Below are 23,761 nucleotides of genomic sequence, written 5' to 3'. Positions count from 1 at the left end.
CCCGACCCAGTGCCGACCGATTCCTACAAGGAGGGCTGCAACATGGCCGATGACGAGCAGAAATCCCGTGACAGTAACTTCACCCTAATCAGGGACGGCGTGGCGTCGTACTTAAAAGACCACGACCCCGAAGAAACCCAAGAGTGGATGGATTCGCTGGACGGCCTGCTGGAGGAAGCGGGACCGGAACGTGGCCGCTACCTCATGCTGCGTCTACTGGAGCGCGCAACGGCCAAGCGAGTGGCGCTGCCACCCCTCCTGTCCACCGACTACGTCAACACCATCCCCACCACGATGGAGCCGGACTTCCCGGGCGACGAAGAGATGGAAAAGCGTTACCGGCGCTGGATCCGCTGGAATGCCGCGATCATGGTGCACCGCGCGCAGCGCCCAGGCATCGGAGTGGGCGGGCACATTTCAACCTACGCCGGCGCTGCCCCACTATACGAGGTGGGGTTGAACCACTTCTTCCGCGGGAAAGACCACCCGGGCGGTGGCGACCACGTGTTCTTCCAAGGCCACGCCTCCCCAGGCATGTACGCCCGCGCCTACTTGGAAGGCCGCTTGAATGAAGAGGATCTGGACGGGTTCCGCCAAGAAGCGTCTCGGCCAGGGCACGGCCTGCCTTCCTACCCACACCCACACGGCATGCCGAAGTTCTGGGAATTCCCGACCGTGTCCATGGGCTTGGGCCCAATGGATGCGATCTACCAGGCACGCTTCAACAAATACCTCCACGGTCGTGGGCTCAAGGACACTTCCGACCAGCACGTCTGGGCCTTCCTCGGCGACGGCGAGATGGACGAGCCAGAATCGCGCGGCCTCATCCAGTTCGCCGCGTTGAATAATCTGGACAACCTCACGTTCGTGATCAACTGCAACCTGCAGCGTTTGGACGGCCCGGTTCGCGGTAACACGAAGATCATTCAGGAGCTGGAGAGTTTCTTCCGCGGCGCAGGATGGAATGTCATCAAAGTTGTCTGGGGGCGCGAATGGGATGCCCTCCTGGAGAAAGACACCGACGGTGTGCTGGTCGACCTAATGAACAAGACCCCCGACGGCGATTTCCAGACGTTCAAGGCCAATGACGGCGCTTACGTGCGCGAGTACTTCTTCAACCGCGATCCACGCGCAGCCAAGCTGGTCGAGGACATGACGGATGAGGAAATCTGGAACCTACGCCGTGGCGGTCATGACTACCGTAAGATCTACGCCGCCTACAAGAAAGCACTGGAAACCAAGGACCAACCAACGGTCATCTTGGCGCACACCATCAAGGGGTATGGTCTGGGCCACAACTTCGAGGGTCGAAACGCCACCCACCAGATGAAGAAACTCACACTCGACGACCTCAAACTCTTCCGCGACAAACAGGGTGTGCCGATCACCGATGAGGAGCTGGAGAAGGATCCGTACCTGCCCCCTTACTACAACCCAGGACCGGATTCGGACGAAGTCAAATACATGCTCAATCGGCGTAAAGAGCTGGGCGGGTTCCTCCCCGAGCGCCGAGAGGCGTACAAGCCGCTGCAGGTGCCCGGCGTAGAAACATTGAAATCCGCACTCAAGGGTTCAGGCAAACAAGAGGTCGCCACCACCATGGCCTTGGTGCGCATCTTCAAGGACTTGATGCGCGACGACGAGATCAAAAAACGCCTGGTACCCATCATCCCCGACGAGGCCCGCACGTTCGGATTGGATTCTTGGTTCCCCACGCTGAAGATTTACAACCCGCACGGCCAGAACTACACCCCGGTGGATCACGACTTGATGCTCTCCTACCGCGAGTCCACGGAGGGCCAGATCCTGCACGAGGGCATCAACGAAGCCGGTTCGATGGCATCGTTCATCGCTGCCGGCACGTCTTATGCCACTCACGGCGAGGCAATGATTCCACTGTACCTCTTCTACTCTATGTTCGGTTTTCAGCGCACGGGTGATTCAATCTGGGCAGCTGGCGATCAAATGGCCCGTGGTTTCCTCATCGGCGCCACCGCCGGTCGCACCACGCTGACTGGTGAGGGCCTGCAGCACATGGACGGGCACTCCCCGCTGCTGGCGGCGACGAACCCAGCCGTAGTCTCCTACGACCCTGCCTTTGCCTACGAGATCGCTTACATCGCACGCGAGGGAATCGATCGGATGTACGGCGAAGGGCGCGGCGAGAACGTCATTTACTACCTCACCGTCTACAACGAGCCGATGCATCAACCTGCAGCGCCAGAGGACTTAGACGTCGATGGCCTGCTCAAGGGGATCTACTTGTACTCCCCTGCGGACCGCCGGACGGATTCTGGCGAGGCCGAGAAGCTGCAGTTCACCGCGAATATCCTGGCCTCGGGCGTGGGTATGTCGGCCGCCATCGAGGCCAAGCAAATGCTGGCCGAATACGATGTCAACGTCAACGTGTATTCCGTGACCAGTTGGAATGAACTCGCGCGTGACGGCCACGCAGCCGAGCTGGCAGAGCTTCGCGATCCCGCCGCAGAGCCCCGCGTGCCATTCTTGCAGCAAACTCTGCAAGATGCCACGGGCCCGTTCGTCGCTGTGTCCGATTTCACCACCGGTGTTCCCGAGCAGATTCGCAAATGGGTTCCCGGCGAGTACGTGGTACTGGGGGCCGATGGATTCGGCTTCTCGGACACTCGCGAGGCCGCACGTCGATACTTCAATATCGACGCCGCGTCCGTCACAGTCGCCGTCCTCCTCGGTCTCGCTCGCGAAGGCAAGATCGAGCGTTCAGTGGTCAGCGAAGCCGCCAAGCGCTTGCAGATAGATGACCCCACCGCGGTCTAACGCAAACAGGCCCTGATCGCCCGATTCACATCCTCCGGGCGTTCCACGGGCAACATGTGGCCGGCTTCGTCGAATTCACGCAATTCCGCAGCCGGCCATAGTTCTGCCATGATCCGTGATTGCTCGGGCGTGGCCACCGTGTCGTTGCACCCTGCCAGGATGACCCCGGGGATCGTGCGCAGATAGGGCACACTATCGCGTTCGTCGTGGCTAGTGAGGTCATCCAAGTAACCCAGGATCGTACGCATCGGCACGCTTTCGATCTCGCGTGCGTGAAAATCTACTACGTCATAGCGCGCGGATTTCCCTTGCTCTAGGGATCCGTAGTACACCGCCGCTGCAATAACCGGTTTGATCAGCCACTCAACCCGCTCTTTGACCCCTTCGGCAAACGCGGGCGTGTGGTGCCCGGCCGCACGCATGGCTCGCACGGGCAGCGCTCGCAGCATACGAGTCACTCCGCGCGCCGCAAAGGGGTCGATAGCACCGTTGGCGACAACGATCCCCTGCACGCGGTCGCGTTCCGCTGGCGTCATGTGCCGCAGCGCCCCCAACACAGTCATCACCCCAAGCGAATGCCCCACCAGCACCAACGGCCCCCGAGGAGCCAGCTGACGAATTATCAGAACCAAGTCCCGCGCCGTTAAGTCGGTCCCCAGCATCACCTGCTCCTGGTGGGCCTCATGTCCCCCGGCGCTACCGGCGTGCCCACGTAAGTCCGGTATCAACTGCGTGGCAATCGTGTGTTCACCGCGCAGCGCCTGAACTTGGAAGCACCATGATTGCGCACTGAGGGTGAACCCATGCGCATAAATCACATTCACCCCGCCCTCGGCGCCGGCAGCCTGCCCCTCGACCTCAAATACCCGCAACCTCGCCCCATCGTCAGCGCGCAACCATCGCACGTGGTCGACGTTGGTTAACCCCGGCACCTCGTCGGCCGCGCTGCGCATCCGTTTTTTGAACCGACGCCACCACGCCCTGACCACTCGCATTACTCCACGAGTTTTGGATACCTGCGGCACGGTTGCTCCTTGCTAAGATAAACGGCACATCTTTGACTCAAATACTCTAATGCACCCGAACCGGGTTATAAGGAGAATGCATGTCTACTGCCGAGGGCTCCACCAGCGGAATTTCTGAGGACACCAAGCGGAAGCTCGCCCAGAGCCTAGGGGGAAACGTGACTGGGTCCAGCGTGGCGTCGGCAAAAGAAAACCACCACGACCAGCTGGAGAATGGCGAGGTGCTGGGCGAAGTGACCCGCATTCTGGAGGCGACGACAGGTATCGAGCGCGAAGAGATGAGCAGTAGCGCGAGGTTGGATGAGGACCTCAATGTGGACTCGCTGTCCAAGGTGGATACCGCGGTGCGCCTGGAGGAAAAGTTCGGCGTGCGAATTGAGGAAGACGACATTATGCAGGCCTCCACGGTAGGCGATCTGGTGGAACTGGTGGAGCGAAAGCAGAGCGAGAAGGGTGAGCAGCGTGACTGACACTGCGTTGGCCGACCGACTGCGCGAGATCCACGACTGGCCGGTCGGCAAAGCCGCCGCCGCGGTGATCCACGGCGGTGACACCACCACCGAGGTACGCAACTGCTCCGAAACCGACACGTTTGCGCTGGCCAGCGTGAGCAAACTAGTGACCGCCTACGCGCTCCTCATCGCCGTGGAAGAAGGCGCGTTCGAACTGGACGACCGCGTGGATGCGGATCTTGTGGAAACGCTTGAGGGCAATGCCCCACCGACAATCCGTGACCTGCTGGCGCATGCCTCTGGCGTGGGCTTCAAAGAACACGCACAGGAAAAACCGGCCCACGATCGCCGCATTTATTCCTCCGCGGGTTACGAGATCCTCGCCGAGTACCTAGAGCGTGCCACCGAGATCCCCTTTGCGACGTATGTGGCTCAGGCCATCTGCGAACCCCTCGGGATCTCCATCCTGGTTGAAGGCAGCGCGGGGCACGGTTTCAGCTCCGATCTGCGTTCCATGACCGCGCTTGCCGGTGAATTCTTGACGCCCACCTTGCTCAGCGAGCGCACCCTCAGCGAGGCCCTCGCCGTCCACTACGACAAACTGGCGGGAGTGGTCCCTGGCTACGGGCGCCAGATTCCATGCCCGTGGGGTTTAGGGTTCGAGTTGCACGGCCAGAAGTCCCCCCACTGGCTGAGCGCTGACATGCCCACGGACGTGGCGGGGCATTTCGGTCAGTCCGGCACGTTCTTATGGGTACACCGGCCCACGAACCGCGCTGCGGTGGTCCTGACCGATACCGCGTTTGGAGACTGGGCCAAGCAGCGGTGGGACGGTTTCAACGGGGGCATCTGGGCGGCTACAGCCAGTGGTTCTTCTTAAACCAGGCGTACATCAGGAGCACAGCCAGCAAAATGACCAGGAGCGTGACGGGGTAGCCGTATTGCATGTGCAGCTCCGGCATATTGTCAAAGTTCATGCCGTAAATGCCGGCGATGAGCGTGGGGACGGCCGCCATTCCAACCACAGCCGAGATGGTGCGCATATCTTGGTTTTGCTGCAGGGTGATCTTTGCCACGGATGCATCAATCAGCGAGGTCAGGCGGGAATCGAAACCCTCCACGCGCTGGGTTGCGGTGATCGCGTGGTCCAGCACATCGCGGAAGTAGCTTCGCAGTAGCTTGTTGACTTTGTCCTTGTGATCAGTGGACAGCGCCTTGAGGGCGGGCAGTAACGGCTCTGTGGCGTGGCGCATTTCCACGATTTCCCGTTTATACATGTAAATGTGCTCAATATCGATGGGGCGGCCTGGGGTGAAGACTTCTTCCTCCAGCAGATCGACTTCCTCGCTCAACAACTGCGCAATGCGGGCGTACTCATCGACCATGAGGTCGGCGACTTTCCAGGCCAGCGCAATGGGGCCCATGTCGCGCAATTCGGGTTCGTTGGCGAGGTGCTGCAACGGTTCGATGGGTTCCGAGTTGTGGCGGATGGTCACGATGAAGTCGTGGCCGATGATCATCTGAACCTCACCCGTGCTAATGATTTCGCGGGTGTTGGTGACTTGCTCTTCCTCTACGTAGTGCACGTCGCGCACGACGAAGAACAGTTGGTCATCGTAGCGTTCAATCTTGGGGCGTTGGTGGGCCACAATGACGTCCTCGACGATCAGTGGATGTATGTCGAATTCTTCCGCCACACGATCCATCTGAAACTCATCTGGTTGATTGAGGCTCAGCCATACGAATCCCTGCCCTAGTTCTTCCACCTCTCGCCGAGCCGCCAGCATGGTGTACTCCCCTGGCTTGGCCTCACCATCGATAATCACGCGACAGTGATCGACGGCGCGCTGCACGGGTACGGTGAGACCGGCCTTGGGTTTCTTCGTGGACCGGGTCAGGCGCGAGAGGCTCACTTTGCGGGCGCCGGGCACTGTGGGGCGCTTACTGGGGGTGCCCACGCCATCGCTGAGGGCTGTTGCTTTTGTAGTGGCCGTCTTTTTCATCGACGCCACCTCGTCCCGACGCGCATTCCCATTGGAAGCCTGGGGGCGTTCAAGTTTGCGCAAACGGGCTGCTCGACTATTTCGACGTGGGTCATTGGCTCTGTTATTCGTCATACTTGAGCTCCTTATCCGGATCGAACAGATGGCACCCGAAAGCTTCACCCTGCGCACATATGGGGCCACTCGCGCAGGCGCGACCGCGACCCCTCATCAAACAATTCACTTTACCGCGCGGAGGCACTATGGAGCTACCCCGGCCTAGAGACAGCAAAACCCCAGCTCCATAGCGGAACCAGGGTGCATGCTAGTGGGGCCAGCGGGGCTCGAACCCGCGACCAGCGGATTATGAGTCCGCGGCTCTAACCGACTGAGCTATAGCCCCAGCAATCAAGATTCAACCACATTGCCAATCCCCTCTGAAATCTACCCCCTCCTTCCATCCCTCCTTCCATCCCTCCTTACAACCCTCGTTACAACCCTGGCCTCTTGAGATCTACCCCCTTGCCTTTGAATTCCCTAGCCATCACAAACCTAGGAATCATCCGCCTGACGTGGCGATTTGTAAGTTCAACCAAAAGCAATATAGAGTATGGACTCGTTGCACAGCGCACCGGCGCTGGGTACAGAAACATATTCCCCCATAGCTCAGTTGGCAGAGCATTCGACTGTTAATCGAAGGGTCACTGGTTCGAGCCCAGTTGGGGGAGCAATCGCACACCCCGTCTTATCAGGCTAAATAGCTGGTAGGGCGGGGTTTTTCGTGTTCTGCACGGGTGTTGGGTTTCAGTGTGTTTTAGCCTGTTTTAGCGCCTATTGTCGTCAAAATGTCGTCACGTTGTTGTCACCCGAGACGCAAAAAAGACCCCCACCACAGGGAGCATAAGCTCAACCCATGACGGGGGTCATTCGTAGTTTCACTGGTTCGGAGGATTCCGCGCATTCTCGTCCACGATCCGCTGAATCGTCTGCGCCTTCGGCAACGGCGGTGGCGGGGGCTTCGCCCCGGTGCGCATCCATTCCTCAAACTCACGTAGCGGACGCACAAGAGTGAAGTGTCCCAGGTTTTGTTCTGTCTGAGTAGATGTGAAAATCTGGAACACGCCAAGAAAATTTGATCAGGATGCGAAGGGCCGCGTCGTTCGCTTGGTGGAGGACCACATCCTGGCCGAGAACATGTCGATGCAGGCCGCCTGCCAGGGCAGTGGCGCCGAAGCTGAGCGTCTCATGGCAGACAGCTCGGCAGTGGACACAAACTGCTCGCCGCGACGGTCGTATTGCCGAGCCGTTGCCCGAAAACCTCGTGGCAGAGGTAGCCAAGCTTCGGCGTGAGAATCAAGAACTTCGCGACACCAACGAGCTGCTAAAGGCCGCGTCAACTTTTTTCGCCACGGAACTCGACCCACAACGTTAAGAAATGATCCAGCTCATCGATAAACACCGGAATCATTTCACCGTCGAGTTCATCTGCACGACGTTAAACACCCACCGTGTTGGCGGTTTCCTTACCTATCGTGGGTACCGCCAATCTAAGACTCGGGGAATAAGTGTCCATAGCCTTCGCGACGCCACCCTAGTAGAGCGCATGACCGAAATTCATAAACAAAACTACGGTGTCTACGGAATTCGCACAATGTGGCACGCGCTGCGCCGTGAAGGAATCGACATTGGACATGAACAGACCGCGCGTCTGATGCGCCTTGCAGGTGTGTCTGGCACAAAGGTAAAAGCCGGTCTCCCATGACGACACAAAAGCCCAAGGGACCCCAACACTCGCCCCGACTTAGTGGGTCGTGCGTATCGAGCCTGTGGGCCAAATCGGCTATGGGTGGCAGACATTACCTATGTGCGCACCAGAAAAGGGTTCGTGTACGCCACCTTCGTGACTGATGTGTTCTCCCGTAGGATCGTCGGCTGGGCGTTGTCTGATTCGATGCGCACCGAAGCGTTGCCGTTGCAAGCACTCAATCAGCCCATTGTGTGCGCCAAGAAGACCACCGGTCTAGTTCACCACTCGGATCACGGCTCGCAATATGTGAGCATTATCTACAATGAGCGTCTTGCTGAGCATGGAACTATCGCGTCGACCGGCACTGCTGGTGACTGTTATGACAATACACTGGCTGAAAACGTCAACGGTTCCTACAACAACGAACTGATTCATACCAGGTTGTAGACCGACGTGGTTGATGTCGAGATTGCCACGTCTGAGTGGGTGACCTAGTGGAACGAATCAAGGCTCCACCAGAGCCTGAGCTACCGGGCGCCGGCGAATGTTGAATCAGAGTTTTGGAGTCGCAACCCTTCCCAAGAAATAATGGAAATCAAGGCACAAACCTAGGAACAAAACCCGAGACACTTCAGTGTATGGGGTGAGGGTGGTTCTCCAATTTTGGTTTTATTGGGTAAGAGAACCCCAGCTGCTGTGTCTTGCAGGCTGGGGTTTCCTGTTTGTGGTTTAGCTAGTTTTGGCCTTTGAGGAATCTGACTGCGTGGGTTATTGAAATGCCAGGGTTGTCTTTGCGGTATTGAGGGACTTCTTGAGGAGTGGGGTTATTTGCTGTAGTTGGCTTTCGGTTGTCGTTTTGTGGTGTGTATTTCCAGCACCAGAAGACGACTAGGGCTGCGAGGGCGCATCCGGAAGCGATGAGGGGTTTCCCATCGATTCCCCAAAATATTGCAGCTACTAGTAGTGCTGTTCCTCCGGTTATTACGAGTCCTTTTTCGAACATTTCCTTAACCTTCGATGACTTGTTTTATTGGAAGCATTCGTTACGGATGCTTGTGACCCCGAAGAACTCTCCAGCGAGGGCTGCGAGGGTACCACCAGCGGCTTGCATTTTTTCGTAGGAGAAGCTGGCTCCCCACATGATTTGTACTGCTTCCTTGAGGCCGCCTAGATCCTTAATTAGGCGCTTGATTTTAACGATTTTTCCGAGACTTACGGCGTTAGTGCCTATGAAGAAAGCGATGGCTGTCGTGCATCCAGCGACGCTTGCTCGTGTGGCTGTTGCTTGATGCTCGGCGATCCATTGTTGTGTTGCTTTGTCGCCTTTTTGCAGGACTTCATCTGGGATGGAGTCGATGAGCTTTAGTGCTTGCTCAACGTCTTCTGCTTGTGGGGCTAGGCGTTGGTCTTTTGGTGCTTCGAGAAGCTGACGCTCTTTGGCGGTGGCGTGTACTGGGGCTTCTGCTGCATTTGCAGTGTGGGTGCTGGTGAATGGTAGGGCTAGAGCGAGTCCTACTGCTGCGATTTGGCGTGCTCTTAACATGGGTTGTGTTGTCTCCTGCCTGAAGGTCTGAAACCTCGGTGGCTTGGTTTTGTCCGGTCGTGGACCGTACCCATTTGGGAGGCTATCAGTTCAGTTTTCTTACGTCTACGTGTTTACGTGAGAGTGTCAGATGGTTTGAGTGTGGGGTTCCACCACATAGTCCGGAGGATGAAACATTATGACAAGTATGTCTCCGAAGAAACATCAGGATGCTGATCAGGTTAAGGCTGTTTCCAACAGGATCATGGCGAGCCCGGAATTATCGAAACTGATCGGTAAGCTCGCTCAAGCTGCCGATGGTGACATCAACGCGCTTGTTCGTGGTGTGCTGCAATCGGCGATGAACAACGGGCTGGCCGCTGAAATGGAGGCGCACCTGGGTTATGAATCCGGTGACCGTACGGCAAAGGCCGCTGCCGGGCAGACAAACCATCGCAATGGTAGTTATTCAAAAACAGTCGATACGAACTACGGACCGATCGAGATTGACATTCCCCGTGATCGTGATTGTTCGTTTATCCCTCGGATGGTGCCCAAAGGTGCCCGCCGGATTACTGAACTCGATGACATGATCGTGTCGTTGTATTCCGGCGGCATGACGATCAGGGATATCCAGCACCATATCCACACCTCCTATGGGGTGGATATGTCCCATGAGACGATCAGCAACGTCACCGATTCCGTGCTCGATGCCGTCATGCAGTGGCAACACCGCAAGCTGGATGCGTTTTATCCCATCATGTTCTTGGATGCCATCCGTATCAACATCCGCGATGGTGGCAGAGTCGTCAACAAAGCTGCCCACATTGCTGTAGGTATTGACCTTGACGGGATCAAACACATCTTAGGTATCTGGGCGTCAGCGAACGAGGGGGCGTCGTTTTGGTCAGGGGTATGCGCTGAACTGGCTAATCGTGGAATTGAGGATGTCTTCATCGTGGCTTGCGACGGACTTAAAGGTCTGCCGGAAGCCATTGAAGCAACCCGGCCGCATTCACTCGTGCAAACCTGCGTGGTGCATCTAATCCGCAACGCCAAAAAATACGTCGCCTACGGTGACCGCAAGGCCGTCTCCGCTGCACTAAAAGAGGTCTACACGGCAGTCAATGAGACCCAAGCCCGGCAGGCCTTGGATCGGTTTGCCGTCAGTGACCTCGGTAAGAAATACCCACAATCTGTCTTGGTATGGGAACGCGCCTGGGACAGATTCGTACCATTTCTGCAGTTCACCCCGCAGGTGCGGAAAATGATCTACACGACCAACGCGATCGAATCACTCAATAGTGAACTGCGTAAAGCCACCCGCAATCGCATCCAGTTCCCCAACGATATCGCTGCAGTAAAAGCGTTGTGGTTGACGATCTGCACAATCGAAGACAAACGAGCACTCAAGCGTGCAAAGAAAGCAAAAGGGGCACCGAAACCAGATAAATCGGGACGCATAATCGAAGGGAGAACAACCGTCGGCTGGTTGGATGCACTCAACCAAATGATCGTCGCCTACCCCGACCGATTCGCCCCCATACATCTAGAAAACAAAACACCACACACAAAAAAACTTGACACGTCCACAACCAGTAATATAAAGCACCTGTTTACATACCCTGACCTAGATTTCCCGCGGAATTCAGACACACTTTCTGTCCCTTAACCCGCCCCCCTCCCCCAATAGATCACTGCCAACTTCAACGACCCCCCACTTAGCGGGCTCACCTAGCGGGCGCACTTAGCGAATGGCAACCCGGAATTCCCCTCGTCACACCACCACATCGCGCGAGGTCAGTTCGGCTAAGCACCCCAACACTGCACCAGCATTTTCCACATGAATTAGATCGCGTGTTCGATTTTCTGAAAGATGTCGGCAGCGATGTCTGAGGCGGTCTATATGATGAGAGCGAGCCTGACAAACAGGAATCGTCTACACCTTCTAAACACCGAACATATCCGCGACTTGAACTAGCAAGAATCGTCCAAGAACCGTCCGAGGGGGACCATGTTCGCCCAGTCCAGACCACCGCGAGAACCGAACCACAACAACCCACAACCCAGCTGGCGCGTATGCGACCCCAGCGATATCTACAGCTGCGAAATTCGCGAAATCAATAAAGCACACGTCCGGCTGGCTTTAGCCTTCGCGCCCGATATGGACGATTGCATCAGCGACGTTTCAACCAGGTTAGGGGCCCGGCTCGGCATGCCCGAATACCGCGCACTGACTCTGGTAGAGATCGGCCGCCTCTTCGACCGCTTTCCGTCACTGGTCGAGCTAGGCAACACGGGCGCCTATTCACTGGAGATTTGGCGCAACATCGCCGACAGTCTGGAATGCGTCGACGACGATGTCGTCGCAGCCATGGAACCCGAAGTCTACCAAGCCCTCCTCCCCACCCAGCCGAACCAGGCGATGTGGAGCCCCACCACTCTTCGGCGCCGCATGAAGCATATCGTCAACAAACACGATCACCTAGCCTGCCCCAAAGATCTCGACGAAGATCCCCAGCCTCCCGAGGACGATGACAGTCTCCTCTCGTCAACCCGCCTCAACATCGATGATCGCGATGACCAGACGACCGACTTCTTCCTCACGTTGCCAAAACTGGAGGCCCAGGAACTCACCGCAGCCCTCGACAACGTAAGGAAAAAGGAGAACTGCTCGCGCGCAGAAGCCCTGCTCAAAATCGTCCGCGGTCAAACCACGGCCGAAATCCACCTAAACCTATACCGTCGCGTGGACCTGCCCGATTCCCAAATCTGGGCCGCAGGCACCTGGCTAAATCCCCTTGCAACAAAGAAATGGATGAAACGAATCACCCACCTACAAGCACCGGGCTTTACTGCCAACAATGGCTACGCACCATCCCCCATCGTCCGGGCCAGCGTCGAAGGCAGAGACGGCACCTGTCGCTTTCCCGGATGCGACGTGCCCGCCCACAAATGCCAACTCGATCACGTCCAGAGGTACAACCATGACAACCCCGCTGATGGAGGACCGACCAGCACGTCAAACCTTCATTGCCTTTGTGCAAAACACCACAACGCGAAAACCGCCGGATCATGGGATGTAACCATCAACCAAGACGGCGTAGAGGTATGGACCAGCCACGGCGACGGCCATCAGGTCATCACCGCACCCAACGGACCACTCGGTAGGGAAACCTTCCGTCAACGCGCCGTCCGTCGCACGCTCACCCTCGCCGAATTCAACAGGAGGAAATCACAGCGGATATGGGGACCGCTGCCGGAAGACCCACCGTACTAAAGCCGCTGCGCCTGCAAACGCAGACTGTTGCTGACCACAAACACACTGGACAGCGCCATCGCCGCTCCCGCCAACATCGGGTTCAGTAACCCCGCTGCCGCGAGCGGAATCGCCGCGACGTTGTACGCGAACGCCCAAAACAGGTTGCCCTTGATGGTTCGCAACGTCCGCCGAGAAAGCTTGACCGCATCAACCGCTGCAGGCAACTCCGCTCGCACGAGGGTGATATCCGCTGCCTCGATCGCGGCATCCGTACCCGACCCCATCGCGATGCCCAAGTCTGCCTGCGCCAGGGCCGCCGCATCATTCACACCATCTCCAACCATGGCCACCACAGCGCCCTTCTCCTGCAACCGGCGCACCTCCGCCACCTTGTCCTCAGGCATGACTTCCGCAAGCACATCGGTCGGCGCAATTCCGGTTTCCCCGGCCACCCGGCGCGCTACCGCGTCCGCATCACCCGTCAACAGGATCGGTCGCAGACCCATCTGCTTCAATTCAGCCACCGCCGCCGCGCTCGTAGGCTTCACCCCGTCGCGCACCTCGATCTGCCCAGCCAACGCCCCATCGACGACCACCGGAATGAACGCACCAGCACTCACATCCACAAACCCGCGCCCCACCTGCACGAGTCGCCCATCGACCGTCGCTTCCACTCCTCGCCCGGCGATACTCCTAAAGGCATCGACTCGCGCCTTTTCTAGATCGACGCCACGTTCTGCCCGGGCGGCGTCGGTAATAGAACGGCCGATGGGGTGTTCGGAGCTGGCCTCCACCGCCCCAGCAAGACCCAAGACCTCCGCAGGCGCCCAACCGTCTCCGGTCACGACGGCGGTAACGGTCATCTCACCGGTGGTGACGGTACCGGTCTTGTCCAGCACGATCGTGTCCACACCGCGCGCGGATTCCAGAATCTCGGGCCCCTTGATGAGGATGCCGTCGCGGGCTCCGCGGCCGGTGCCGACCAACAGCGCGGTGGGAGTCGCGAGGCCCAAGGCACAAGGGCACGCGACAATGAGCACGGCAACTGCCGTGGAAAAAGCGCGCGCCACCTCACCCGTAGCAATCCACCAACCGAGGAAAACCAACACCGCCACAGCGATGACGATGGGCACGAACACACCCGAAATTTTGTCCGCAAGTCGCTGAACGGGAGCCTTACCGGACTGGGCATCCTCAACCAGCTTCGCCATATGCGCCAGCTGTGTATCCGCGCCCACCTTCTGAGCACGCACCACCAATCGTCCCGAGGTGTTGATCGTGGCACCCGTAACATGATCCCCGACTGCCACATCCACCGGCACGGATTCTCCCGTCAGCAAGGAGGCATCCACGGCAGAATGACCGTCTACGACCACTCCGTCGGTAGCGATCTTCTCACCTGGGCGCACAATAAAGTATTGCCCTACCTGCAACTGGTCGATGGGCACGGTGCGCTGGCTGCCCGCGCTGCTCGTAGAACCCTCGTCCCACTCGCAGACCGTGACCTCCTGCGCGCCCAGTTCCGTCAATGCCCGCAGCGCACTACCCGCCCGGTGCTTGGCACGCTTCTCGAAGTAGCGCCCTGCCAGTACAAACAGGATCACGCCGGCGCCGACTTCCAGGTAAATATCCCCGGCGGGCCCACCATGACTGTTAGCGTCCATCCCTGCGGTACCGAAAAACAGCGCGTACAAGGACCACCCAAATGCCGCCAGCGTGCCGATCGTGATGAGCGAATCCATCGTGAACGCGCCATGCTTCAGGTTCTTCCACGTCGCACGGTGGAACGGCCACCCACCCCACACGATCATGGGCGCGGCCAACGTCAGCGACAGCCACTGCCAGTGCAAAAACTGCAACGGTGGCACCATGGCCAGCAGAATTACCGGCACTGTGAGCCATGCACCAATCACCAGTCTTTGCCGCAGTGCGTCCAGTTCTTGGTCCGACGCCCCCTCGCCATGTTCAGACTCGTCTTCCGCAGGGCGCAAAGGCCGTTCGACCTCAGCGCCATAACCCATGGAATCGACGAGGTCGATGAACTCTTGGGCGTCGGGAAAAGAAATGGTGCTACCCGCAATTGACTGGATGTGTGCCTTCTCCGTGGCGTAGTTGACGGTGGCGGATACGCCCTCCATCTTGTTGAGCTTTCGCTCGATTCGGTTGGCGCAGGACGCGCACGTCATGCCTGTAATGGCGAGATCGAGAGTGTCGGAAGGGGTAGCTGTGTGAGTCATAGATAATGTGCGCTAGTAACCGCGCTTGATCCATTCTTCTAGGTGGGGAGCCTCCTCACCGATGCTGGTGGCATCGCCGTGGCCGGTGTAGACCTCGGTTTCGCCCGGAAGGGTGAGCAAGCTCGTACGGATAGAGTCAATGATCGTGTCGAAGTCGCTGAAGGAGCGACCCGTGGCGCCAGGCCCGCCGGCGAAGAGGGTGTCACCGCTGAACAGCACCTTGGCCTCAGGTAGGTAAAACGAGCACGACCCCGGGGAGTGCCCGGGAGTGTTAATAACGTTCAGGTCAGTACCCGCGATATCGAACTTCTGACCATCGGCGAGGTCGTGCGGGGTGACATCTGGGTGCGTCTCATCCCACAGCATCTTGTCACCGGGGTGGCAGAAAATGGGGGCATTGAGCTTCTCGGACAATTCGGGTGCCACTGTGATGTGGTCATTGTGCGCATGCGAGCAGACGATGCCCTTAACCTTGCGGTCCCCCACGGCGTCGATAATGGGGTCTGCTGCATGGGCGGCGTCGATGATGTAGCACTCGGAATCGTCGCCGACGATCCAAATGTTGTTGTTTACGTCCCATTCACCGCCGTCGAGGGCGAACACGCCACTAGTGACCACGCGTTCGATGCGCAGGCCCGTGGAGCTGTGCCCAGAGGTAGTGTTGTCAGTCATCGCGGGAATGCCTTTCTTCCAGTTATCTCAACGTCGTTCGAGGGCGGATTTATTCCGGGGTTGATTACTTGAACTCCACCACAGAACGCAGCACTTTTCCGGCCTTCATCGTTTCGAAGGCTTGTTCAACATCGCCAAGCCCGATGCGCTCGTCCACGAACCGGTCTAGTGGGAAGCGCCCCTCGAGGTGAAGGTCAACGTACATGGGGAAGTCACGCTCCGGCAGGCAATCACCGTACCAAGAAGACTTCAGGGAGCCACCTCGACCAAAGACGTCCAGCAACGGCAGTTCCAGCTTCATGTCGGGGGTCGGTACGCCAACGAGCACCACGCGGCCAGCCAGATCGCGGATGTAGAACGCTTGCTTATAGGTCTGTGGAATGCCCACGGCATCGACTACCACATCCACGCCAAAGCCACCCGTGAGTTCCTGGACCTTCTCGATGAGCTGATCATCTGTGAGGTCCTTGGAGTTAATGGTATGAGTTGCCCCGAATTCCTCCTTGGCGCGGGCCAGCTTGGCGTCGGAAACATCAATAGCAATGATTGGTGTGGCCCCAGCTAGGGCAGCGCCAGCGACCGCGGCCATGCCAACGCCACCGACGCCGATGACGGCCGCCGACTCGCCACGCTTGATGTCGCCGGTGTTCACAGCGGCGCCCAGGCCAGCCATGATGCCGCAGCCCAGCAAACCAGCGACAGCGGGATCTTCAGAGTCGTTCACTTTGGTGCACTGGCCTTCGTGAACAAGGGTCTTCTCGATAAAGGCTCCGATGCCGAGGGCTGCCTCTAGCTCAGTGCCATCGGTGAGAGTCATTTTCTGGCTGGCGTTGTGAGTATTGAAGCAGTACTTGGGTTCGCCCTTCTTGCAAGCGCGACACTCACCACACACGGCGCGCCAGTTCAGGACTACATAATCACCGGGCGCCACGTGGGTCACGCGATCGCCGACCGTTTCCACAACGCCGGCGGCCTCATGGCCCAGCAAGAATGGATAGTCATTGGAAATGCCACCGTCGCGGTAAGCTAGGTCGGTGTGGCACACACCGCAGGCCTGGATTTTCACGATAACGTCGTTTGGCCCCGGCGCGGGGATGACAACGTCCACCAGTTCAACCGGTTCGCCCTTTGTACGGGCAATAATGCCCTTGACGGTCGTAGTGTGATTCTGTTCAGCCATGGACTGATTCCTCCTGGGGTGGTAGGGGTTGTTCAACGTTCCCATGGTGGCATAAAAATGAATACGGAAAACGGTTCCCATTAGGCACGATGGCGAGGCGGGAGAATCCGTACCGTATAGTTGAGAAAAGTAGTTACTTACCGTCAGTCGAAGACCGACCCCAGAGACCTAACTCGCCCCAGAGTCATCCCCAGAGACCTACCAAGGAGAGCACGCGAATGATTCAATTGGTTGTCGGAGCTGCCGCTGGCTACCTCATGGGTACCAAAGCTGGCCGCCGTCGCTACGAGCAGATCCGGCGCGGATACGAGACTGCAGTCAACTCGGAGGTCACGAAGACCGCTCTTCGGGCAGGTAGGAAAGCATTGGCGAATCGCTTGGATCCGGATCCGCGTATGCACGAGGTGCGCGACCTTTCCCGGTCTGCACGGCACAGCTTGGACGACGGACAAACGATTGTGGAAGCCGATACAGAGCATCCCCGTGACCGCATTGATGCGCCCACCTCCAGCGGGAAGCCCGGCCGACCGGCCAACCCTTTCAAGAAGCGGAAATAGCCCCCCCCCAGCTATCCCTTTACCCGCTCCCCAGCTCTCCATAGGCTGCAGCGCGGGCCTGGAGCGAGCGACGATACTTCTCTAGGGCCATGAGGTCCGCAAAAAGCCCTTTGTACTCTTCCTGTTGCAAGTCTGGGCGCATCCGCTGCATCTTGGATTTCATATCCGCAATCTCATTGCCCACCCATCGTTCCTGCATGTGAGCCATGATCGCGTCCGCGTAGAACTCCAACCGGCCGGGTTGGCAGTGCACATCCTCCACGGCAAGCTCCGAAACAACGGCAGCTCCCATCGCATCTCCAATCAGACCGGCCACATTGTCGATCCACGCAGCTCCGCCCGTGGCATTAGCTGCTCCCCCAGCTTTCGCCATCGCCTGGGCAATCGCAATGTAGGTTGGGTGCGCGAAACTCACCGGTGGCATGAGATCGAACATCTCGCCCGCCAGCCCTGGTTCTTGCAAGGCAATCTTGAGGACTTCCCTGGGGCCTTCGAGATACTCCTCGTTCGGGTCGGGGCGTTCCATAGAATTTACGGCACGCAGATCAGGCCGGTTGCCCGTGCGGGCTTCGCGGGCCGCCCCTTGTTTCAATTCCAGCTTTGGTTTTTCGGCCTTGCCTTTACGGGCCTCTTCGCGAACCTGTTTTACGACCTCAGCCGGGTTTTCCCAACCAACCCATCCGCTGGCCTGACGGGCATATTCGTCGCGCATGGCATCGTCCCTAATTCCCGCGAGCACAGGCACTATGCGGCGCAGTGCGTGTACACGGCCGTCAACGCTAGCTGTGTCATAGTCCTCAAGAAGCGCTCGAATAACGAATTCGAACATGGGGATGCGGGAAGCGACAAGCTCGCGTACCGCAGTATCTCCCTTTTCCATCCGAATATCGCACGGATCCATGCCCCCTGGGGCAATGGTGACGTAACTACGCCCCGTAAATTGCTGATCCCCTTCGAAAGCTCGCATAGCTGCCTTTTGGCCGGCTTCATCCCCATCGAAGGTGTAGATGATCTCGCCGCGGAAGAACTTGTCATCCAGCATGAACCTGCGCAGCATCTGCAGGTGATCCGCGCCAAACGCGGTACCACACGCTGCCACGGCAGTAGTGACTCCTGCTGCGTGCATGGCCATCACATCCGTGTACCCCTCCACCACAACTGCCTGGTGAGAGCTAACGATGTTCCCTTTGGCATGGTCGATACCGAACAGCACCTTAGACTTTTTGTAGAGCATCGTTTCGGGCGTGTTCATGTATTTACCCAGCTTGTCATCGTCAAAGAGTTTGCGAGCACCAAACCCGATCACATCTCCAGCGACGTTTTTAATGGGCCACAGCAATCTTCGGTGAAAGCGGTCGATCGGACCTTTTGTGCCCATGCGGGATAATCCCGCGGCCTCCAGCTCTTTAAAGCTAAACCCCTTACGCAACAGGTACCTAGTCAACGTATCCCAGCCGGCAGGGGCATAACCGCAGCCGAACTGATCCGCATGTTCCATCTGGAAGCCACGGTTCAACAGGAAATTCCGAGCGGAATCGGCCCCCTCGACGTCGCTATGGAACTGTTCACGATAGAACTCGTGAGCCGCCTTATTGGCGGCGACTAACCGCTGCCGGGTGCCGGGTTCCTCACGTTTGCCGGGGCCACCACCTTCATAGCGAATGTGGTAGCCAATGCGCTCTGCACACTGTTCCACTGCTTCGGGGAATGTAACGTGCTCCATCTTCATCAGGAAGCTGAAAACATCACCGCCCTCACCGGAGGAGAAACAGTGGAAGTAGCCTTTGTTCGGACGCACGTGGAAGGAAGGGGTCTTCTCGTCCTTGAAGGGGCTCAGCCCTTTCAGCGAGTCCACACCAGCCGGTTTAAGTTGAACATATTCCCCCACAACCTCCTCGATGGGGGTGCGCTCGCGAATTGCCTCGATATCCGCTTGGGGAATTCGTCCTTGTGCCATAGCCACCATGCTAATACTTGGGTACAAATCGGCCGGTGGCATGAAAAATACTGAAGAATTCTGTGTTTTCAGCAAGCACCCAAAAAGAACGCTCTAGGCTACTAAACATGACTCATTACGACGTACTCGTGATCGGCTCTGGTTTCGGTGGATCTGTCACCGCTCTGCGGTTGACAGAAAAGGGGTATCAGGTCGGCATCCTCGAAGCGGGGCGCCGCTTTGAAGACAAGGATTTCGCCAAGAATAGCTGGCACCTCAAGGACTTCCTCTGGGCTCCTAAACTGGGCTTTTTCGGTATTCAGCGCATTCACCTCTTGCGGGACGTCATGATCTTGGCCGGTGCCGGTGTGGGCGGTGGTTCCTTGAACTACGCCAACACGTTGTACAAGCCCGGTTCCCCTTATTTCCAAGACAAGCAGTGGGCGGGGATCACCGATTGGGAAGATGAGCTATCACCGTATTATGAGCAAGCTCAGAAGATGCTTGGCGTGGTTGACAACCCAACAATGACCCCTGCTGACAAGCTCTCCAAGCAAGTCGCGGAGGAAATGGGCGTGGGGCATACCTTCCGCTTGGCGCCCGTCGGCGTGTTCTTCGGCGAGAAGGTAGGACTCAAGGGCAAGCCCCGGGAGACGGTTGCGGATCCTTACTTCGGCGGCGTGGGACCAGACCGCACCGCATGCCATGAGTGCGGTGAATGCATGACGGGTTGCCGCCACGGTGCCAAGAACACCCTGCTGAAAAATTACCTCTTCCTCGCGGAAAAGGGCGGAGCTAGGATTCACGATCGCACGACCGTAACAGCGATTAAGCGCAACGGTGACACGTGGGTCGTGGAGACCGAGGCCACCGCCACGTTCTGGCAGCGCAAACCCCAAAAACGTACCTTCACCGCCGATAACCTGGTGATGGCTGCAGGAACGTGGGGCACACAAAACCTGCTGCACCGCCAAAAGGCCAATGGCAACTTGCCACAACTGCCCGCCACGCTGGGGCACCTGACTCGCACGAACTCTGAGGCCCTCTTGGGTGCGAACTCCTCCAAGTTTGATTCCTCCGTAGACTATTCCCAGGGCGTGGCCATTACATCGAGCTACTTCCCTGCCACGGATACCCATATCGAGCCCGTGCGTTACGGCAAGGGTTCCAATGCCATGGGGCTACTGCAGACCCTCATGACCGATGGCGACAAGTTGCAGCCGCGCGTCTTGGAGTTCATCAAACAAGCCTGTGTGCAATACAAGGCCATTCCACGCTTGCTCAACCTGCACAAATGGTCCCAGCGCACGGTGATCAACCTAGTGATGCAGACCCGCGATAACTCCCTGACAACGTTTTTGAAAAAGACGGGCCCGATCGTATCTCTATCCTCCAAACAGGGCACGGGTGAGCCCAACCCGTCCTGGATTCCAGAGGGTAACCGCGCCACGCGAATTATGGCTCGCCTCATGCCACAGGGTATTGCCGGCGGGGTGTGGTCTGAGGTTGCAAATATCCCTCTAACTGCGCACTTCTTGGGCGGATGTGTAATTGGCTCGGGCCCACAGCACGGCGTGGTGGATCCGTATCACCGCGTATGGGGCTACCCCACTCTGTTTGTCACAGATGGTTCCTCCATTACAGCCAACCCAGGTGTGAACCCTTCCTTGTCAATTACTGCCAATGCAGAACGTGCAGCCGCAATGTGGCCGAACAAGGGCGAAGCCGATCCACGGCCCGCGCAGTCCGAGGGCTACCGTCGCATTGCGCCCGTGGAGCCGCATTCACCCATGGTTCCGCTCACGGCACCAGCGGCACTGCGTTTGCCAATTACCCCGAAGTAGCCTCGCCTTAAGTGCACCAGCGCCAGCCAGTGCACTAGAATCTGACTACCGATGGACAAGAAAAAACCCACGCGTCTAGTCGGTATCGGATCTGCCGCCGCAATCGCCCTGTTGTCTGGACTGGGGTGGCTGTCCACACAGTCCGATGACGATCACGGCTCCACGGCCACGTATACCACTGCTTCCTCCGGCATTCCGGACTGCCGGCTTTCCTCGCTCCCGAAAGAAACCTCAAAGCAGGTCAAGGACATCCTCATGGGCGCCGAGCCCGATGACGGTCAGGCCGATGGTAAACATTTCGGCAACTACGAAAACCTCTTGCCACAGAAAAAGTCCAGCTATTACCGGGAATACACCGTCAAAACACCTGGGCTGAAGCACCGCGGTGAACGCCGCATCGTCGTGGGTGGCGGGTCAAAAACTGATCCCGATGTGTGGTACTACTCCGACGATCACTTTGAGTCGTTCTGCCACATTCCGGATGCCGAAGACCGCTAAGCCCACGCAGCACTCGCACCACTGGCGAGCTTGTCCAGCCGTTCCAATCGGGATTCGGTGAGCGATGCAACTTGGTCAATCACAACCCGCATGGCCGCGTGATCGTCATCCGCAGTCTCGAACCATCCCTGGAACTGTGGATCGAGTGCGCCTGCTCCCCCGTGCCACAAATAATCCGTCACACGGAAGATGCGGTCGCGTTGGCGCTCCTGCTGGGCCTGGTGCCGGGTTTCATCCATGACATATAGGACCGCCACGGACTTCAGTAGCGTCACTTCAGCTTCCACGACGGGTGGAATCACCAGGTCTGCGGCATATCGACCAAGCGGCCCCGGCCCGTACTCCGCCCGTGTCGCCGTCACACATGCCGTGACGAAACGCGATACGAGCTCGCTGGTCATTGCCTTCAATCCCGCTAAATCCCGCAAGCTACCCCCGTAATCGGCCGCCCGCGCCACCAGAGGCATATCGCGCAACCGCCCGGCGGCTTCCAGCAGAGCCTCCACGGAGCCGCCGAAGACCTTCGCGCCCTTTTCCGCTAATGCTGAAATTTCCACCAGATCCCACAGAACATCCATGGTGATGCGTCCGGAAACGATCCCGTCTTCCACGTCATGCACGGAATACGCCACATCATCGGACCAATCCATGATCTGGGCCTCCAGGCACTTTCGCACCCCCGGCGCGCCGTCGCGAGCCCATTCCAGCACATGCAGGTCATCGGCGTAGCAACTGTACTTGCGCCGCACACTGCCATCGTCGGCGATCGGCCCCCACGGGTACTTACATGCCGCATCGATGCTGGCGCGGGTGAGGTTCAAACCATAGGAATTGCCGTCGGCATCCAAGGTCTTGGGTTCCAGCCGGGTGAGGATCCGCAACGTTTGAGCATTGCCTTCAAATCCCCCGCACTTCTGCGCCACTATGTCGAGCGCGACTTCCCCGTTATGTCCGTACGGAGGATGCCCAATATCGTGGCTTAACCCAGCCAGCTCCGTCAGGTCTGGATCACACCCCAGGGTTTTACCAATCCCACGCGCGATCTGCGCCACTTCCAAGGAGTGGGTCAGCCTCGTACGCGGCGTGTCCCCAGTTCCCGGCCCGACCACTTGGGTTTTATCAGCCAACCTGCGCAATGCCGCGCTGTGCAGCACGCGGGCGCGATCGCGGTCGAAATCATCGCGGCGGTCATCCACGGATCCCGGCAGCCCTAACCGCTTGCCTCCCAATTCGTGAATCCGCTCCCGGTCGTGTGCGGTATACCGGTGCGTTTTCGCATCCACGTTGCGTTCCTCCCTGACCAACTCGAGTTCCCTCTCCACCGCGCATGGCGGCGACTTAGGATACTGCCACCTCGGGGAATTTAATATCTTCGCGCTGGGCAGTCTTGTAGTACATCAATCCCAGTGTCTCATGAAGAATGCTGTTGACCTGTGCAGCTCGGCTCGACACACTTGGGCCACTTCGGGTCGGGGAGCCCCAGGCGTCGAGCCCCTGGTCCTTAACCATAGTGGTGGCCCGCAACGAGTGGCCGGGGTCCGTCACCACAACGGCGGTGGACCAGCCACGGGACTGAGCTTCGGTGTGGAGGGCTTCGGCGCTGGAGATGGTATCCACGCCGGTGCGCAAGGCAACCACGTCAGACTCGGGAACACCATAGCCGGTAGTGAGGTAATTCTTTCCGGCTTCCGCCTCGGTAAACCGATCACCGTCCTTTTTGTAACCCACCGTCACGATCTTGGGGGCGGTCCCTTCCTTATACAACTCCGCGGCGTGATCCAGCCGGGCCGCCAACCACTTGGAGGGCTTGCCGTCATACTGCGCCGCACCGAGGACGAAAATGACATCCGCCTGCTGGCGGTCGTCCGCCCGGGCGAAGGACCACACGTGGGCTGCGGTGGCTCCCGTAATGAGCGCTATTGCCAACAGCGTTCCAAAAATTAGGTAGGTGATCGAGCGCGCGATCCCGCCGAAAAACGCCCCTACCGCGGAGCCCCGCCCCTGACCCAGTGAGTTGTAGCCTGCCATGGCTAATAAACATACGCGGTCAA

At 58.3% G+C, this 23,761-nt stretch carries 18 protein-coding genes, 2 tRNA genes and 1 pseudogene; 11 read left to right on the top strand and 10 right to left on the bottom strand.

Annotated elements, in window-relative coordinates; all coding sequences use genetic code 11:
- Positions 1–42 precede the first annotated feature (42 nt).
- On the top strand, positions 43–2,796 hold the full coding sequence (aceE, locus tag CAURIC_RS03565) for a pyruvate dehydrogenase (acetyl-transferring), homodimeric type (RefSeq protein ID WP_265914433.1): 2,754 nt from the start codon (positions 43–45) through the stop codon (positions 2,794–2,796).
- On the opposite strand, the gene CAURIC_RS03560 is transcribed toward aceE, so the two are convergent.
- On the bottom strand, positions 2,793–3,821 hold the full coding sequence (locus CAURIC_RS03560; protein ID WP_265914431.1) for an alpha/beta fold hydrolase: 1,029 nt from the start codon (positions 3,819–3,821) through the stop codon (positions 2,793–2,795). The two genes, aceE and CAURIC_RS03560, sit on opposite strands and share 4 nt — an antisense overlap.
- Positions 3,822–3,901: 80 nt before the next feature.
- Here CAURIC_RS03560 and CAURIC_RS03555 point away from each other — a divergent pair, with 80 nt between their 5' ends.
- Both CAURIC_RS03555 and CAURIC_RS03550 read left to right on the top strand, forming a co-directional pair.
- On the top strand, positions 3,902–4,291 hold the full coding sequence (locus CAURIC_RS03555) for an acyl carrier protein (RefSeq protein WP_035113324.1): 390 nt from the start codon (positions 3,902–3,904) through the stop codon (positions 4,289–4,291).
- Positions 4,284–5,153: a serine hydrolase domain-containing protein gene (locus CAURIC_RS03550; RefSeq protein ID WP_035113322.1), complete on the top strand. Its 870-nt coding sequence runs from the start codon at positions 4,284–4,286 to the stop codon at positions 5,151–5,153. The genes CAURIC_RS03555 and CAURIC_RS03550 overlap by 8 nt, the downstream gene beginning before the upstream one ends.
- Here CAURIC_RS03550 and CAURIC_RS03545 read toward each other — a convergent pair.
- Together CAURIC_RS03545 and CAURIC_RS03540 are read right to left on the bottom strand one after the other, a co-directional pair.
- Positions 5,131–6,390 (bottom strand): magnesium and cobalt transport protein CorA, encoded by a 1,260-nt coding sequence (locus CAURIC_RS03545; protein ID WP_035113321.1) that lies wholly within the window; start codon positions 6,388–6,390, stop codon positions 5,131–5,133. The genes CAURIC_RS03550 and CAURIC_RS03545 overlap by 23 nt on opposite strands.
- A 194-nt stretch (positions 6,391–6,584) precedes the next feature.
- Positions 6,585–6,658: transfer RNA gene (locus CAURIC_RS03540), tRNA-Ile, on the bottom strand.
- Positions 6,659–6,910: 252 nt separating this feature from the next.
- Between CAURIC_RS03540 and CAURIC_RS03535 the strand changes: the two genes are divergently transcribed.
- The 3 genes from CAURIC_RS03535 (at position 6,911) to CAURIC_RS03525 (ending at position 8,449) form a co-directional block, all read left to right on the top strand.
- Positions 6,911–6,983: transfer RNA gene (locus tag CAURIC_RS03535), tRNA-Asn, on the top strand.
- A 707-nt stretch (positions 6,984–7,690) separates the two neighbouring features.
- The gene (locus tag CAURIC_RS11085; protein WP_141739665.1) at positions 7,691–8,017 is read left to right on the top strand and encodes an IS3 family transposase; all 327 of its coding nucleotides are present in this window, start codon (positions 7,691–7,693) and stop codon (positions 8,015–8,017) included.
- 42 nt (positions 8,018–8,059) lie between these two features.
- Entirely contained in the window at positions 8,060–8,449 is a 390-nt protein-coding gene (locus tag CAURIC_RS03525) for a DDE-type integrase/transposase/recombinase (protein WP_141739664.1), read from the top strand.
- 580 nt (positions 8,450–9,029) lie between these two features.
- Here the strand turns inward: CAURIC_RS03525 and CAURIC_RS03520 are convergent.
- A complete protein-coding gene (locus tag CAURIC_RS03520) occupies positions 9,030–9,545 on the bottom strand; it encodes a hypothetical protein (protein WP_035113319.1) in 516 nt (171 codons plus the stop codon).
- A gap of 178 nt (positions 9,546–9,723) precedes the next feature.
- On the opposite strand from CAURIC_RS03520, the pseudogene CAURIC_RS03515 reads away from it, so the two are divergent.
- Positions 9,724–11,067: pseudogene (locus tag CAURIC_RS03515) on the top strand (IS256 family transposase); the annotation flags it as partial.
- A 471-nt stretch (positions 11,068–11,538) separates the two neighbouring features.
- On the top strand, positions 11,539–12,804 hold the full coding sequence (locus tag CAURIC_RS03510; protein ID WP_035113318.1) for an HNH endonuclease signature motif containing protein: 1,266 nt from the start codon (positions 11,539–11,541) through the stop codon (positions 12,802–12,804).
- Here CAURIC_RS03510 and CAURIC_RS03505 read toward each other — a convergent pair.
- The 3 genes from CAURIC_RS03505 to CAURIC_RS03495 all read right to left on the bottom strand — a co-directional run bounded on the left by CAURIC_RS03505 (position 12,801) and on the right by CAURIC_RS03495 (position 16,875).
- Complete coding sequence (locus CAURIC_RS03505; protein WP_035113316.1) at positions 12,801–15,023, bottom strand: heavy metal translocating P-type ATPase; 2,223 nt, start codon at positions 15,021–15,023, stop codon at positions 12,801–12,803. The genes CAURIC_RS03510 and CAURIC_RS03505 overlap by 4 nt on opposite strands.
- A 12-nt stretch (positions 15,024–15,035) precedes the next feature.
- The gene (locus CAURIC_RS03500; RefSeq protein WP_052094825.1) at positions 15,036–15,695 is read right to left on the bottom strand and encodes an MBL fold metallo-hydrolase; all 660 of its coding nucleotides are present in this window, start codon (positions 15,693–15,695) and stop codon (positions 15,036–15,038) included.
- Between the two features lie 64 nt (positions 15,696–15,759).
- Positions 15,760–16,875, bottom strand: coding sequence for an S-(hydroxymethyl)mycothiol dehydrogenase (locus tag CAURIC_RS03495; protein WP_035113315.1), 1,116 nt, complete (start codon positions 16,873–16,875; stop codon positions 15,760–15,762).
- Positions 16,876–17,093: 218 nt separating this feature from the next.
- On the opposite strand from CAURIC_RS03495, the gene CAURIC_RS03490 reads away from it, so the two are divergent.
- Entirely contained in the window at positions 17,094–17,432 is a 339-nt protein-coding gene (locus CAURIC_RS03490; RefSeq protein WP_035113314.1) for a hypothetical protein, read from the top strand.
- Positions 17,433–17,451: 19 nt separating this feature from the next.
- Here the strand turns inward: CAURIC_RS03490 and dnaG are convergent, their stop codons facing one another.
- A complete protein-coding gene (dnaG, locus tag CAURIC_RS03485; protein ID WP_172644039.1) occupies positions 17,452–19,389 on the bottom strand; it encodes a DNA primase in 1,938 nt (645 codons plus the stop codon).
- A gap of 107 nt (positions 19,390–19,496) precedes the next feature.
- On the opposite strand from dnaG, the gene CAURIC_RS03480 reads away from it, so the two are divergent.
- Complete coding sequence (locus CAURIC_RS03480; RefSeq protein WP_265914799.1) at positions 19,497–21,212, top strand: FAD-dependent oxidoreductase; 1,716 nt, start codon at positions 19,497–19,499, stop codon at positions 21,210–21,212.
- A 51-nt stretch (positions 21,213–21,263) separates the two neighbouring features.
- Positions 21,264–21,710 carry a guanyl-specific ribonuclease gene (locus CAURIC_RS03475; RefSeq protein WP_265914798.1) on the top strand — a complete coding sequence of 149 codons (447 nt, stop codon included), beginning with the start codon at positions 21,264–21,266 and terminating at the stop codon, positions 21,708–21,710.
- Here CAURIC_RS03475 and CAURIC_RS03470 read toward each other — a convergent pair.
- Together CAURIC_RS03470 and CAURIC_RS03465 are read right to left on the bottom strand one after the other, a co-directional pair.
- Positions 21,707–22,993: a deoxyguanosinetriphosphate triphosphohydrolase gene (locus CAURIC_RS03470; protein WP_265914797.1), complete on the bottom strand. Its 1,287-nt coding sequence runs from the start codon at positions 22,991–22,993 to the stop codon at positions 21,707–21,709. The two genes, CAURIC_RS03475 and CAURIC_RS03470, sit on opposite strands and share 4 nt — an antisense overlap.
- 55 nt (positions 22,994–23,048) lie before the next feature.
- The gene (locus CAURIC_RS03465) at positions 23,049–23,738 is read right to left on the bottom strand and encodes a YdcF family protein (RefSeq protein WP_035113313.1); all 690 of its coding nucleotides are present in this window, start codon (positions 23,736–23,738) and stop codon (positions 23,049–23,051) included.
- Between the last annotated feature and the right edge of the window lie 23 nt (positions 23,739–23,761).

This window comes from Corynebacterium auriscanis (assembly GCF_030408435.1).
Classification (GTDB): domain Bacteria; phylum Actinomycetota; class Actinomycetes; order Mycobacteriales; family Mycobacteriaceae; genus Corynebacterium; species Corynebacterium auriscanis.
The sequence above is the reverse complement of the archived record's forward strand: the minus strand, read 5'-3'. Positions and strand labels throughout refer to the sequence as shown.

What these genes read in the sequence shown, in the direction of transcription:
- aceE (WP_265914433.1), top strand. Translation starts at nt 43, where the DNA reads ATGGCCGATGACGAGCAGAAATCCCGTGACAGTAACTTCACCCTAATC.
- CAURIC_RS03555 (WP_035113324.1), top strand. Translation starts at nt 3,902, where the DNA reads ATGTCTACTGCCGAGGGCTCCACCAGCGGAATTTCTGAGGACACCAAG.
- CAURIC_RS03545 (WP_035113321.1), bottom strand. Translation starts at nt 6,390, where the DNA reads ATGACGAATAACAGAGCCAATGACCCACGTCGAAATAGTCGAGCAGCC.
- CAURIC_RS11085 (WP_141739665.1), top strand. Translation starts at nt 7,691, where the DNA reads ATGATCCAGCTCATCGATAAACACCGGAATCATTTCACCGTCGAGTTC.
- CAURIC_RS03520 (WP_035113319.1), bottom strand. Translation starts at nt 9,545, where the DNA reads ATGTTAAGAGCACGCCAAATCGCAGCAGTAGGACTCGCTCTAGCCCTA.
- CAURIC_RS03510 (WP_035113318.1), top strand. Translation starts at nt 11,539, where the DNA reads ATGTTCGCCCAGTCCAGACCACCGCGAGAACCGAACCACAACAACCCA.
- CAURIC_RS03505 (WP_035113316.1), bottom strand. Translation starts at nt 15,023, where the DNA reads ATGACTCACACAGCTACCCCTTCCGACACTCTCGATCTCGCCATTACA.
- CAURIC_RS03500 (WP_052094825.1), bottom strand. Translation starts at nt 15,695, where the DNA reads ATGACTGACAACACTACCTCTGGGCACAGCTCCACGGGCCTGCGCATC.
- CAURIC_RS03495 (WP_035113315.1), bottom strand. Translation starts at nt 16,875, where the DNA reads ATGGCTGAACAGAATCACACTACGACCGTCAAGGGCATTATTGCCCGT.
- CAURIC_RS03490 (WP_035113314.1), top strand. Translation starts at nt 17,094, where the DNA reads ATGATTCAATTGGTTGTCGGAGCTGCCGCTGGCTACCTCATGGGTACC.
- dnaG (WP_172644039.1), bottom strand. Translation starts at nt 19,389, where the DNA reads ATGGCACAAGGACGAATTCCCCAAGCGGATATCGAGGCAATTCGCGAG.
- CAURIC_RS03480 (WP_265914799.1), top strand. Translation starts at nt 19,497, where the DNA reads ATGACTCATTACGACGTACTCGTGATCGGCTCTGGTTTCGGTGGATCT.
- CAURIC_RS03475 (WP_265914798.1), top strand. Translation starts at nt 21,264, where the DNA reads ATGGACAAGAAAAAACCCACGCGTCTAGTCGGTATCGGATCTGCCGCC.
- CAURIC_RS03465 (WP_035113313.1), bottom strand. Translation starts at nt 23,738, where the DNA reads ATGGCAGGCTACAACTCACTGGGTCAGGGGCGGGGCTCCGCGGTAGGG.